This is a genomic window from Methylobacterium sp. D54C, from assembly GCF_053345595.1.
The window spans coordinates 12437-25753 of record NZ_JBKFAK010000005.1; the positions used below are offsets into that span (position 1 = coordinate 12437).

At 74.0% G+C, this 13317-nt stretch carries 9 protein-coding genes; 5 read left to right on the plus strand and 4 right to left on the minus strand.

From position 1 onward, the window contains the following. Nucleotides 1-63 precede the first annotated feature (63 nt). The gene (locus tag ACLBYB_RS13515) at nucleotides 64-1986 is read right to left on the minus strand and encodes an ABCB family ABC transporter ATP-binding protein/permease (protein ID WP_447699069.1); all 1923 of its coding nucleotides are present in this window, start codon (nucleotides 1984-1986) and stop codon (nucleotides 64-66) included. 87 nt (nucleotides 1987-2073) lie between these two features. Beyond that, on the minus strand, nucleotides 2074-2268 hold the full coding sequence (locus ACLBYB_RS13520) for a DUF1127 domain-containing protein (RefSeq protein ID WP_447699070.1): 195 nt from the start codon (nucleotides 2266-2268) through the stop codon (nucleotides 2074-2076). A gap of 104 nt (nucleotides 2269-2372) precedes the next feature. Here ACLBYB_RS13520 and ACLBYB_RS13525 point away from each other — a divergent pair, with 104 nt between their 5' ends. Beyond that, nucleotides 2373-3707, plus strand: a complete 1335-nt coding sequence (locus ACLBYB_RS13525; protein WP_091680198.1) for an aminotransferase-like domain-containing protein — start codon at nucleotides 2373-2375, stop codon at nucleotides 3705-3707. A gap of 10 nt (nucleotides 3708-3717) precedes the next feature. Here the strand turns inward: ACLBYB_RS13525 and ACLBYB_RS13530 are convergent, their stop codons facing one another. Next, entirely contained in the window at nucleotides 3718-5214 is a 1497-nt protein-coding gene (locus ACLBYB_RS13530; protein ID WP_447699205.1) for a LysM peptidoglycan-binding domain-containing protein, read from the minus strand. 227 nt (nucleotides 5215-5441) lie between these two features. On the opposite strand from ACLBYB_RS13530, the gene ACLBYB_RS13535 reads away from it, so the two are divergent. The 3 genes from ACLBYB_RS13535 (at nucleotide 5442) to ACLBYB_RS13545 (ending at nucleotide 11424) form a co-directional block, all read left to right on the plus strand. Continuing rightward, nucleotides 5442-6038 (plus strand): LOG family protein, encoded by a 597-nt coding sequence (locus ACLBYB_RS13535; RefSeq protein ID WP_091925932.1) that lies wholly within the window; start codon nucleotides 5442-5444, stop codon nucleotides 6036-6038. Nucleotides 6039-6072: 34 nt separating this feature from the next. Continuing rightward, on the plus strand, nucleotides 6073-7851 hold the full coding sequence (locus tag ACLBYB_RS13540; RefSeq protein WP_447699071.1) for a methanol/ethanol family PQQ-dependent dehydrogenase: 1779 nt from the start codon (nucleotides 6073-6075) through the stop codon (nucleotides 7849-7851). 411 nt (nucleotides 7852-8262) lie between these two features. Beyond that, nucleotides 8263-11424: an autotransporter domain-containing protein gene (locus tag ACLBYB_RS13545; protein ID WP_447699072.1), complete on the plus strand. Its 3162-nt coding sequence runs from the start codon at nucleotides 8263-8265 to the stop codon at nucleotides 11422-11424. Here the strand turns inward: ACLBYB_RS13545 and ACLBYB_RS13550 are convergent. Then, nucleotides 11408-12328: a LysR family transcriptional regulator gene (locus ACLBYB_RS13550; protein WP_447699073.1), complete on the minus strand. Its 921-nt coding sequence runs from the start codon at nucleotides 12326-12328 to the stop codon at nucleotides 11408-11410. The genes ACLBYB_RS13545 and ACLBYB_RS13550 overlap by 17 nt on opposite strands. A 92-nt stretch (nucleotides 12329-12420) precedes the next feature. Between ACLBYB_RS13550 and ACLBYB_RS13555 the strand changes: the two genes are divergently transcribed. Further along, nucleotides 12421-13302, plus strand: coding sequence for an aldo/keto reductase family oxidoreductase (locus ACLBYB_RS13555; protein ID WP_447699074.1), 882 nt, complete (start codon nucleotides 12421-12423; stop codon nucleotides 13300-13302). Nucleotides 13303-13317: the final 15 nt, after the last annotated feature.

Sequence of the window (13317 nt, forward strand, 5' to 3'; positions counted from 1 at the left end):
ACCGCGCTTACCGCCTCCGGTTGCGTCCCGGCCGCGTTGCGCGGACCGCGTGTGGCCTTTCGGTCACTCCGCGGCCTCGGTCTCCGGCACGGCGGCGTGGCCCGTCCGGGGCGGGAGCACCGGCGCGTCGGCGCGCTGGAGCACCTCCAGGGCGGCGTCGGCCTCCCGCTGGCGGTCCCAGAGCGCCGCGTAGACGCCCCCGGCCTCCAGCAACGCGGCGTGGGTGCCGCGCTCGACGATGCGGCCGTGGTCGAGGACCAGGATCGCGTCGGCGTTGACCACCGTCGACAGCCGGTGGGCGATCACCAGGGTGGTCCGGCCGCGGCTGACCCGGTCGAGCGCCGCCTGGATCTCGGCCTCCGTGAAGGAGTCGAGCGCCGAGGTCGCCTCGTCGAGGACCAGGATCGGCGGCGCCTTGAGGATCGTGCGGGCGATGGCGACCCGCTGCTTCTCGCCGCCTGAGAGCTTCAGGCCGCGCTCGCCCACCGGGGTGTCGTAGCCCTCCGGCAGCCCCGAGACGAAGCGGTCGATCTGGGCGAGGCGGGCCGCCTCCCGCAGCTCCGCGTCGGTGGCGTCGGCCCGGCCGTAGCGGATGTTGTAGCCGATCGTGTCGTTGAACAGCACCGTGTCCTGCGGGACCATGCCGATCGCCGCCCGGAGCGAGGCCTGCGTCACCGCGGCGATGTCCTGCCCGTCGACGCTGATCCGGCCCCCTTGGGGCTCGTAGAACCGGAACAGCAGGCGCGAGAGCGTCGACTTGCCGGCGCCCGAGGGCCCGACCACCGCCACGGTCTGGCCCGCCGGGATCTCGAAGGTGACGCCGCGCAGGATCGGCCGCTCGGGATTGTAGGCGAAGCGCACGTCCTCGAACCGCACCGTGCCGCCCGCCACGGCCAGCGGGGCGGCGCCCGGCCGGTCGGCGATCTCGGGGTTCTGCCCGAGGATGCGGAACATGTCGTCGATGTCGATCAGCGCCTGTTTGATCTCGCGGTAGATCATGCCCATGAAGTTGAGCGGCATCGCGAGCTGCACCAGCATGGTGTTGGCGAGCACGAAGCCGCCGATCGTGGTGCGCCCGGCCAGGATGTCGCGCGCCGCGAGCCACATCACCACGGTCATGCCGAGCGTGAAGATCACCGCCTGCCCTGCATTGAGCACCGCCAGCGACACGTAGGTCTGCGTCGAGGCCTTCTCGTACTTGGCCATCGACTCGTCGTAGCGGCCGGCCTCCCGGGCTTCCGCGCCGAAATACTTCACCGTCTCGTAGTTGAGCAGCGAGTCGACCGCCTTGGTGTTGGCGTCGGTGTCGGAGGCGTTCATCCGGCGGCGGATCGCGATCCGCCACTCGGTCGCCTTGTAGGTGAAGGCCAGGTAGGCCGCGACCGTCAGGAACGCAATCAGCGCGTAGGTCCAGTTGAACTCGTAGGCCAGCACGCCGAGCACCAGCACGAACTCGACGATGGTCGGCACCAGGGTCAGCACCATCAGGCGCGACAGCTCCTCGATGCCGGCGCGGCCGCGCTCCAGCACCCGGGTCAGGCCGCCGGTCTTGCGCTCCAGGTGGAAGCGCAGGGACAGGCGGTGCATGTGCTCGAAGGTCTGGAGCGCCAGCCGCCGCACCGCGTGCATCGCCACCTTGGCGAACAGCCCGTCGCGCACCTGCGTCAGCGCCGACATGGCGATCCGCGAGAGGCCGTAGAGGGCGATCAGCAGCATCGGCGCGGCGAGGAGGCCGGTGGGCACGGCCTCGTCCTTGCCGCCGACCGCCGCGACCAGCGCGTCGGTGATCCACTTGAAGGTGAACGGCGTCACCATGGTCACCAGCTTGGCGGCGAGCAGCAGGCCGAAGGCCAGGAAGACCCGGCGCTGCAGGTCGGGCCGGCCGTGGGGCCAGAGATGCGGCCAGAGCCGCCGGTAGGTGGCGATCAGGCCGGGGCGCTCGGCCGGGATCGGCGTCCCGGCCGCGGGCGCGGTGTTGTCGGTCATGAAGGGTTCTGCGGGGCGGGATGTCCTGGCCCCGCATATAGGCCCGCTGCCGCGCCGGAGCACCCGCGCTGCGTGCAGGCCCCCGCCTCACGCTCGCCAGAACGGCTTCGCGACCTCGGCGCGCAGGTCCCAGGGCTCGAGGCCGGCATCCCGGGCCTGGTCGGGGTGGAGCGCCGCCAGGGCGCGGCGGGTGCGGATCCGCTGCAGCCACGTGCGGAGCAGGGACGGGCGCGCGGCCGGATGGGTGACGGCGGGCGAGGAGGACAGGGTGACGGCTTGCATCGCAGACGATCCGGTGGCGGGAAGGCAGTCCGGCCGGGATTGCTGGCGGAGCATTGATCCGATACAAAGCTCGGATCAATCGAAACATTGACCTCGGAGCAATTATGCGCCCCGCGGATTACCGCACCGTCGCCGACGCGATCGCGGCCGACATCGCGGCGGGCCGGCTGCGCCCCGGCGCGCGGCTGCCGCCGCAGCGCGACTTCGCCTACGCGCGGGGCATCGCGGTCTCGACGGCGAGCCGCGTCTACGCCGAGCTGGCCCGCCGGGGGCTGGTGACCGGCGAGGTCGGGCGCGGGACCTACGTCCGCAGCGAGCCGGGGCGCGCCGGGTTGCTCCGCCCGGAGCCGCCCCCGGCCGCCCTCGACCTGCAGCGGACCCACTCGCGCCTGCCCGAGCAGGAGGTGGTCCTGGCCGAGACCCTGGCGGCGCTCGCCCGCGACGACGGCCAGATCGGCTTCACCCAGTACGGGCCCGCGGGCACGCCCTCGGCGCAGGCGATCGCCGCCGGGTTCCTGGCGCGGGCGGGCTACGCTCCCGATCCCGCCGACATCCTGTTCACCGGCAACGGCCGGCAGGCGCTGGCCGCCGCCCTGGCGGCCCTGGCGGCGCCCGGCGAGCGGATCGGCTGCGAGCCCCTGACCTATCCCGGGGTGAAGGGCATCGCGGCGCGGCTCGGGATCACGCTGATCCCGCTCGCCATGGACGCGGAGGGCGTCTGCCCCGAGGCGCTCCTCCAGGCCCACCGCGCGACCCCGCTGAGCGGCGTCTATCTCCAGCCGACCCTGCACAACCCCCTCGGCGCCACGATGGGGCCGGCGCGCCGGGCCGCCCTGGCAGAGGTGCTGGAGCGGACCGGGCTCACCGCCGTCGAGGACGCGGTCTACAGCTTCCTGGCCGAGGCGCCGCCGCTCGCCGGCCTCGCGCCGGACCGGGTGATCTTCGTGGACAGCCTGTCGAAGCGGGTGATGCCGGCGCTGACCGTCGGCCTGATCGCCGCGCCGCCTGCCCTCACCGACCGGCTCGCCGCCTCCGTCCGCCAGGGCGCCTGGACGGTGCTCGGCCTGTCGCTCGCGGCCGGCATGCACTGGATGGCGGGGGGCTCGGCCGCGGCGCTGGCCGAGGCCAAGCGCCGGGACGCCGCGGCCCGGCAAGCCCTCGCCCGGGCCGCGCTCGCCGACCTGCGGGTCGTGGGCGATCCGCAGGCCTACCACCTCTGGCTGGAACTGCCCGAGACGTGGCGGGCCGAGGCCTACGCGGCCGCGGCCCTGCGCCAGGGCATCGCCCTCCTGCCGGCCTCATCCTTCGCGGTCCATCCCGGCCACGCGCCGAACGCGGTGCGCCTCGCCCTGGCCTCGCCGTCGCGGGAGGAGCTCGACCGGGCGCTGCGCGGCCTGCGCCGGCTGGCCTTCGCGGGCGACGACCAGGTGGTGGAGTAGGCGCCGCCGCTCAGCCGCGCTTGTCGGTGGGGAGCACGAAGATCTGGCCCGGGTAGATCAGGTCCGGATCGCGGATCTGGTTCTGGTTGGCGTCGTAGATCACCGTGTAGCGCTCGCCCCGGCCGTAGGTGCGCTGGCTGATCCGCCAGAGGTTGTCGCCGCGGGTGATCCGGGCGGTGCTGATCTCCGGCACGAACACCGCGCCGACCCGGTCCGGCTCCGCCATGTCGGCCACCTGGGGGTTCGAGACGGCGGCCGGCGGCGAGGCCGCGGCCGGCCGGTCCCGGTCGGCACCGTCGCGCGCGGCCTGATCGGGGCCGGCACGATCCCGCGCGCCGCTCTGGGCGGGCGACGGTCCGGACTCGGCGGTCTCCCGGGCGGCGACCTGCGTCGGCTCCGGCACCGACAGGGGGACCGCGGCGCGGCTGGCGACCTTGCCGGTGGCCGGATCGACCTGGTCGATCCGCACCTGGTACTGCCCGGGCTTGATCCCGCGCCCGATCGTGAAGGTCGCCCGGCCGTCCGGCCCGATGCTGCCCGGGGCGATCATCGTGTCGTTGAGGTAGAGCTGGATCCGCGCCCCCGGCGTGCCGGTGGCCGTCACGAACAGGCGGCCGTTCCCCTGCACGTCCACGCTGGCGATCCGGGTCGGTCCCGGCCCGGACGCCGCGGCCTCGCGGGTCTCCCCGCTCCCGGCCGGACGGCCGGCCCGCGCCGCGTCGGCGTCCCGGGTACCCGGCTCGGAAGCCGGACCGGAGGATCTGGCGCCGCCCTTCGCGTCGGCCGTCGCGCCCGGCGCGCCGGGCTGCGACAGCACGACGGTCGCGGCGTCCGGGGCGGTCAGGGCCACGAGGGGCTGGCGGTCCCGGCCGGGGGCCACGTCCACCGCGACGCTCTGCTGCGACTCGGTCGCGCGCCCGTCCGCGCCGGTCATGCGCAGGCGGAGCGTGCTGGCGCCCGTCGGCAGGGCCGGCGGCACGATCGCGAACTGACCGTTGGAATCGGCCTTCGCCCGGGCCACGGGCTTGCCGTCGACCAGCATCTCGATCGCGGCGTCCGGCGCGCCGCGGCCGGCCACCACGGCGTCGCCGTTCGGCTCGACGCGGACGATGTCGAAGCGCGGCGCCTCGGCCGCATCCGGCAGGCGCGCGTCCTGGCCCGGACCGGCCTGCTGCGACCCGGCTGTGCCGGCCTGCGGCGCCCCGGGGGTGCCGGCGCGGGGGGGCTGCGGGAGCGCCGCCACGGGGCCCTCCCCCGGCGCCGGGCTCGCCCGGCCCGGCTTGTCGTCGCGGAAGTCGATCGTCGGGTCGGTGCGGCCGGCCAGGGCGCCCGGATCGGCGAGGCTGCGCAGGCTGCCGCTCGGCGCCGACGACGCGGACGGCTCGGGACCGCCGCGGCCGGTGAGCCGCCGCAGGGAGTCGCCGCCGAACAGCGCCAGCACGAGTCCCAGTCCGCCGAGAAGGCCGGCCAGCGCCAGGGCGAGACTGCGCCGCACCTGTCTCGACATCGCCACGAAGGCCTCCCCTTATCCTGCCGCCGCCCGGCGGGCGGCCGTCCGCCCGCGCGAAAAGCCGTCGACGGCGCCGCCCATAATACCGTACATGGTCCCCACACCAAGCCGTCCTGCCGCCCAGGCGGGTGAATCCCACGCGAATTCAGCAGTTTGGCACGTGGAGTGCTGGGCGCGGGGCGCGATCTGGACGGCTCGCAACGGACGCGCGAGGAGGACGCCGGATGGCTCCGGTGAGGACAGTCTGTGTCTATTGCGGCTCCGGCTTCGGCCGCGACCCGGCCTTCCGCGAGGCCGCCGAGACCCTCGGGACCGCGGTCGCGCAGGCCGGGATGGGCCTCGTCTACGGCGGCGGCGACGTCGGGCTGATGGGCACGGTGGCGCGGGCGGCGCTCGCCGCCGGCGGCCACGTCACCGGCATCATCCCGGATTTCCTCCAGGCGCGCGAGCACATGCTGGCGGACATCCAGGAGACCGTGGTGGTCTCCGACATGCACACCCGCAAGCGCCTGATGTTCGAGCGCTCGGACGCGTTCGTGACCCTGCCGGGCGGCATCGGCACCCTGGAGGAGCTGGTCGAGCAGCTGACCTGGGCGCAGCTCGGGCGCCACCGGAAGCCGGTGGTGCTGGTCTCGGTGGCGGAGTTCTGGGCGCCGCTGCTGGCCCTGTTCGAGCACATGCGCGGCCACGGCTTCATCCGCGAGGGCCTCGACCTGAGCTACCTCGTCGCGCGCGAGGCGGCCGAGGTGGTGCCGATGCTCCGCGCGGCCGGCCACGAGCCGGACCCCCAGGCCGAGAGCATCGTCCAGCAGCGCATGTAGGTGCGCGCGCCGCGCGGCGATGAGGATCACGAGGATGCGTGCGTCGATGCGTGCTTCACTGCTCGCGGCCCTGCCGCTCGCCGGCCTCGCCTCCGCGGCGGCGGCCGGCCCGTCGCCGGTCCTGCAGACCCTGGACTACGCCAACACCCGCTACTCGGCCCTCGACCAGATCGACGCCGGCAATGTCGGGCGCCTGAAGGTCGCCTGGACCTTCTCCACCGGCGTCCTGCGCGGCCACGAGGGCGCGCCGATCGTGGTCGGACACCTGATGTTCGTGCACACGCCGTTCCCCAACGTGGTCTACGCCCTCGACCTCGACCAGGGCGGGAAGATCCTGTGGCGCTACGCACCGCGGCAGGACGCGAGCGTCATCGCCGTGATGTGCTGCGACACGGTCTCCCGGGGGCTCGCCTACGCGGACGGGCGGTTGTTCCTCCAGCAGGCCGACACCACCGTGGTGGCGCTCGACCCCGGGACCGGCCGGGTGCTGTGGTCGGTGAGGAACGGCGACCCGGGCCGGGGCGAGACCAACACCGCCACGGTCCTGCCGGTGCGCGGCAAGCTCATCGTCGGGCTCGCGGGCGGCGAGTACGGGGCGCGCTGCCACGTCACGGCCTACGATCAAGCGACGGGCCGGCGGCTCTGGCGCGCCTACGCCACCGGGCCGGACGCCGACATGCTGGTCGATCCGGAGACGACGACCGAGCTCGGGCGCCCGGTCGGCCGCGATTCCTCGCTCAAGAGCTGGGAGGGCGACCAGTGGCGGACCGGCGGCGCCTGCAGCTGGGGCTGGTTCTCCTACGATCCGGACCTGAACCTCGTCTATTACGGCACCGGCAATCCCTCGACCTGGAACCCGAACCAGCGCCCGGGCGACAACCGATGGGCGCAGGCGATCATCGCCCGCGACGCCGATACGGGCATCGCCCGCTGGGTCTACCAGATGACCCCCCACGACCAGTGGGACTACGACGGCGTCAACGAGATGATCCTCACCGAGCAGGTGATCGACGGTCGCGCCCGGAAGGTGCTGACCCATTTCGACCGCAACGGCTTCGGCTACACGCTGGACCGGGCCACCGGCGCGCTGCTGGTGGCGGAGAAGTTCGACCCCACGGTGAACTGGGCCAGCCGGATCAGCGTGGATCCCGCCGCGCCCGATTACGGAAAGCCGGTGGTCGACAAGCGCTACGCTCCCGGCGAGGCCGACGAGGACGAAGCAACCAAAAATATCTGTCCCGGGGCGCTCGGAGCCAAGAACCAGCAGCCGGCCGCCTACTCGGCCAAGACGCGGCTGTTCTACGTGCCGACCAACCACATGTGCATGGATTACGAGGCGTTCCGGGTCACCTACACGCCCGGCCAGCCCTATGTCGGCGCGACGCTCACCCTGCACCCGCCCGAGGGCTCGGACCGGACCGGGGCGTTCATCGCCTGGGACGGCGCGAAGGGCCGGATCGCCTGGACGATCCCGGAGCCGTTCTCGGTCTGGTCGGGGGCGCTCGCCACGGCGGGCAACGTGGTCTTCTACGGCACGCTGGAGGGCTACCTGAAGGCGGTCGACGCCCGGGACGGGCACGAGCTGTACCGGTTCAAGACCCCGTCCGGGATCGTCGGCAACGTCACCACCTACCTGCACGGCGGCAAGCAGTACGTCGCGGTGCTGTCCGGGGTCGGCGGCTGGGCCGGGATCGGCCTAGCGGCCGGGCTGACCGACCCCGCGGACGGTTCGGGGGCGGTGGGGGGCTACGCGGCCCTGTCGCAGTACACGGCGCCGGGCGGGCAGCTCACGGTGTTCGAACTGCCGCAGTGAGCCGCCCCGGCGGCGTCCGCACGCGCCGCCGGGCGATTCGCACGGCATCTCCCTGACCTTCCGAGGCGCTCCCGCGCCGGGTCTGGCTGGACGCATCCCGGGCCGCCTCTCCTGTCCCGCATGACCCCGCCACCGGCGCCGGTGGCCGGTCTCGGGCGGGCCTATCCAGACGCGGCCGCGCCGCTCACGGCGATCGATGACCGGTCAGAAGTGATGGCCGGGCAAATTCAGAAGTAAAAATTCCAATTTCTCAAATATAGCTATAAGAAATAAGCCGCCTCACAGAGTGTTGCTCAGAGGATACGAATCGAAAATGCGTCCGATTTTGAACGAACTATGACGATCTGACCTCGATGATCTTGGATATGGGGCGCGCGACCGGCCGGACGGGGCGGTGTCGGGGAGCGCGTCATGACACGAGGATATGGGGTCTCACTCGCCGCGCTGGCGGTCGTGCTGCTCGGTCCGGGCGCCCAGGCGCAGACAGCCGGCAACGGCGTCGACATCCTGTCGGGTTTCCGGCGGATCTGGATCCCCGGACGGACATACGACACCGGATCGCCCACGGCGCTCGGGGCGCCCCTCCTGCTGCGCAACATCCAGATCGTCGCCGAGCGGGCGCGGGAGCGGACCGGCGCGCAGGAGATCGCCGCCTATTACGACGACCGCCGCAACCAGAGCTACAGCGTCATCGACGGCCTCGGGCCGCTGACGCGGGCCTATCTGGCGGGATCGGGGGCGACCACCACGATCCCGGCCTTCGACGCGACCACGTCGCGCGTGCAGTACGTCGACCAGGGGACCGGTGCCGGCGTGACGACGTCGCCCCTCGGGAAGGTCGTGCAGCTGGTCAACGTGTTCCGGACCAACGCCTCCACCGGCCCGGCCAAGGACGCCTACAGCTATCCGCGCCCCTGGCGGCAGAGCCTGGACGGCCAGGGCCTCGGCCTCGTCGTGCCGCCCTCCCTTGGACCGGAGAAGAGCCCGACCCCCGCGACGGACGGCGGCTTCCCGAGCGGCCACACCAACGCCGCCTACCTGTCGGCCCTGGCCCTGGCCTACGCGGTCCCGCAGCGGTTCCAGGAACTGCTCACCCGCGCGAGCGAGCTCGGCGACAACCGGATCGAGGCGGGCATGCACTCGCCCACCGACGTGATCGGCGGCCGCGTGCTGGCGACCTACTTCGCCATCCGGGCGCTCAACGACCCGGCGAATGCGGCCCTGCTGGGCGAGGCCTTCGCGCAGGCGCAGAGCTACCTGAGCCAGGCCTGCGGCGGCCCGCTGGAGCGGTGCGCCCACGCGCCCGTGGATCCGGCCACCGACCGGTTCTCCGATTACGCGCGCAACAAGGCCGCCTACACGGCGCGCCTGACCTACGGCCTGCCACCGGTCGGGCCCACGGACCGTCCGCCGGTGGTCCCGGCGGGTGCCGAGGCGCTGCTCGCGACCCGCTTTCCCTACCTCACGGCGGCGCAGCGCCGCGACGTGATCGCGACCACGGAGCTGCCCTCCGGCGGCTTCCTCGACAACGGGCTGGGCTACGACCGCATCAACCTGTTCGCCGCCGCCGACGGCTACGGCGCCTTCAACGGCACGGTCACCGTCACGATGGACGCGGCCCGGGGCGGGTTCTCGGCCTACGACGTCTGGCGCAACGACATCGGCGGCGCGGGCGGCCTCGCGAAGCTCGGCAGCGGGACGCTGGTCCTGACCGGCGCCAACACCTACGCGGGCGGCACGACGATCGGCGGCGGGACGCTCGTCGGCCATGCCGGCGCCTTCGGCACGGGCGCCATCGTCGACGACGCGGCGCTCGTCGTGGATCAATCGACCGACGGGACGCTGGCCAACGCCGTCTCGGGCTCCGGGACCCTCACCAAGACCGGGGCGGGCACCCTCACGCTCACCGGGCTCAGCACGCTGACGGGCGCCACCGCGGTGCAGGCCGGTCGGCTCGTCGTGAACGGCGGCCTCGCCCACTCGGTCGTGTCGGTGCTGCCGGGGGCCGAGCTCGGCGGCTCGGGCACGCTGGGCGGGATCGTCGCGCTCGCGGGCGCCACGGTGGCGCCGGGCAATTCCATCGGCACGCTCACGGTCGCCGGCAACGTCGGCTTGGCGCCGGGGTCGACCTACCGGGTCGAGGCCGACGCCGCCGGCCGGGCCGACCGGATCGCCGCCACCGGCACCGCCACCCTGTCGGGCGGCACCGTCCAGGTGCGCGCCGCCTCCGGCGCCTACAACCCGCGCACCACCTACACGATCCTCTCCGCCGCCGGCGGCGTCTCCGGCCGGTTCGCCGGCGTGACCGCGAACCTCGCCTTCCTCACCCCGGGCCTGCGCTACCGGACCGACGCGGTCGACCTGACGCTCACCCGCAACGACGTGCCCTTCGCCGCCAGCGCTACCTCGCGCAACGGCGCGGCCGCCGCCAACGCGATCCAGGCGATCGGCGCCGGCCGGCTCTACGACGCGGCGGTCGCCTTCACGGCCAACGAGGCCGGCAGCGGCTTCCGGGCGCTGGCCGGCGACATCCACGCCGGCACCGTGTCCACCGCCTACGAGACCGCCTTCTTCGTGCGCGAGGCGGTGCTCGACCGCCTGCGCTGGGGCGATCCCGGTGCCGGGCTCGACGCCGGCGCCCTGCCGGCCGCCGACGCGGCCGACCTGCCCGGCCGGGCTGCGGTGGTGGCGACCGTGCCGGTGCGCACCCTCGACCCGCAGGTGTTCGGGCTCTGGGGCCAGGGCTTCGGCGCCTTCGGCACGGCCGATGGCGGCGGCAACGCGTTCGGCCTCGACCGGCAGATCGCCGGCTTCGCGGCCGGCGCGGACGTGCGGCTCCCCGGCGGGCTGCGCTTCGGCGCGGTCGGGGGCTACACGGAGGCCTTCCTCGACAGCGCCGGCCGGGCGGGCGGCGCGAGCCGGGCGGAGAGCGCGACGCTCAGGAGCGGGTTCGGCGGCCTGTACGGCGGCTACGAGCTCGGCCCGCTGTCGCTGCGGCTCGGCGCGCTCTACGCCGACACGGACGCGCGCACCCGCCGGGCGGTGCTGTACGGCCTGTCCGACACGCTGAGCGGCCACGGCGGCGGCTCCACGGTGCAGAGCTTCGGCGAGATCGGCTGGAGGATCGCGCTGGGTGAAGCGGCGGCGCGCTTCGTCGAGCCGTTCGCGGGCGGGGCCTATGTCGGCATCCGGCGCGGCGCCTTCGCGGAGGCCGGGGGCGCGGCGGCGCTGGCGAGCTTCGCGCGCGACTACGACCTCGGCGCGGCGACGGTGGGCGTGCGGGCGCAGGCGCGCCTGGACCTGGGTCTCGGCCTGCCGGTGACGCTGCGGGGTCTCGTCGGCTACCGGCGCGCGTTCGGCGACGTCGTGCCGACGGCTCTGCTGGCCTTCGGAGCGGGCGGCCCGGCCTTCCTGAGCGCGGGCGTGCCGATCGCCCGGGACGCGCTGGTGGCGCAGGTGGGCCTGGACCTGGCGGTGGCGCCGGACGCGAGCCTGGGCGTGGCCTACACGGGCCAGACCGGAGCCCGCGCCCAGGACCAGGCCGTGACGGGCCGCTTCACCCTGCGGTTCTAGCGCGCGACGCCTGCGCGCCGACGAAGTCCACGAAGGCGCGCAGCGGCGCCGGCAGGTGCCGCCGGCCGGGATAGTAGAGGAACGGGCCGGAGAAGACCTGCCACCAGGGCTCCAGCACCGGGACCAGGGCCCCGCTCGCGAGCTGCGGCCGCAGCCAGTCCTCGAACAGGTGGACGATCCCGGTGCCGGCGATCGCGGCCTCGACCGCGAGGTCGCTGGCGGCGACCCGCACGATCAGCGGGCCGGACGGGTCCACCCGGACGATGGTGCCGTCGCGCTCGAACTCCCACGGCGCCGTCAGCGCGCCGCTGGGGAAGCGGCCGAGCAGGCAGGCGTGACCCAGGAGATCCCGCGGGTGCTCCGGCCGGCCGCGCTTCTCGAGATAGGCCGGCGCCGCCGCGGTGGCGAAGCGCTGCCGCCGCGGGCCGATCGGCACGGCGATCATGTCCTGCTCCAGCCGCTCGTCGTAGCGGATGCCGGCATCGCAGCCCGCCGCCAGCACGTCCACGAACCCGTCCTCGACCACCACCTCCAGGCGGATCTCCGGGTAGGCCGCCAGGAAGGGCGGCACGAGCGCCGGCAGCACCAGCCGGGCGGCGCTCAGCGGCACGTTGAGCCGGAGCGTGCCCGCGGGACGGTCGCGGAACCCGTTCACCACGTCGAGGGCGGATTCCACCTCGGCGAGCGCCGGCCCGAGCCGCTCCAGCAGGCGGGCCCCCGCCTCGGTCGGCGCGACGCTGCGGGTGGTGCGGTTCAGGAGGCGCACCCCCAGGCCCGCCTCCAGCCGGCGCACCGCCTCGCTGAGGCTCGACGCGCTGCCGCCGCCGGCGCGGGCGCCTTCGCGGAAACCGCCGGCCCGCGCCACGGTCACGAAGGCGGCGAGGTCCGTGAGATCCTGGGTCATCGTTCGAGAATCCGCACGGCCCGTGCCGATTGTCACGGCTTATCGGCGCAAAGCGTGGCGTCTACATCCGGAGCGCCAACAGGAGATCCGTCATGACCGCCATCACCGCCGACATCGCGCAGGCCGGGACCTTCCCCCTCGGCGGCCGGAAAGTGAAGCGGCTCGGCTACGGGGCCATGCAGCTCGCCGGGCCCGGCGTGTTCGGACCGCCGAAGGACCGCGCGGCGGCGGTCGCGGTGCTGCGCGCGGCCGTGGCGGCGGGGGTCGACCACATCGACACGAGCGACTTCTACGGGCCGCACGTCACCAACCAGATCATCCGCGAGGCGCTGCACCCCTATCCGGACGACCTCGTGATCGTCACCAAGGTCGGCGCCACGCGCGGGGCCGACGCCTCGTGGGACCCGGCCTTCTCGGCCGCGGACCTCACCCGGGCGGTCCACGACAACCTGCGCAACCTCGGCGTCGACGCCCTCGACGTGGTCAACCTGCGCCTGATGTTCGACGTCCACGGCCCCGCGGAGGGCTCGATCGAGGCGCCGCTGACGGTGCTGGCGGATCTCCAGCGCCAGGGGCTGATCCGCCGGATCGGCCTGAGCAACGCGACGCCCCGGCAGGTCGCGGACGGGCGGCGGATCACCGACATCGTCTGCGTGCAGAACCAGTACAATCTCGCCCATCGGGGCGACGACGCCTTCGTCGACGATCTGGCGGCGGCCGGGATCGCCTACGTGCCGTTCTTCCCCCTGGGCGGGTTCAGCCCGCTGCAGTCGGACACCCTGTCGGCGGTGGCGGCCGGGCTGGGCGCGACGCCCATGCAGGTGGCGCTGGCGTGGCTGCTGCGCCGGTCGCCCAACATCCTGCTGATCCCGGGGACGTCGTCCCTCGGCCACCTGCGCGAGAACCTCGCGGCGGCCGAACTCGCGCTCCCGGACGACGCCGTGGCGGCGCTGGATCGGATCGGGGCGGCGTGAACGGTTATCGTTCGG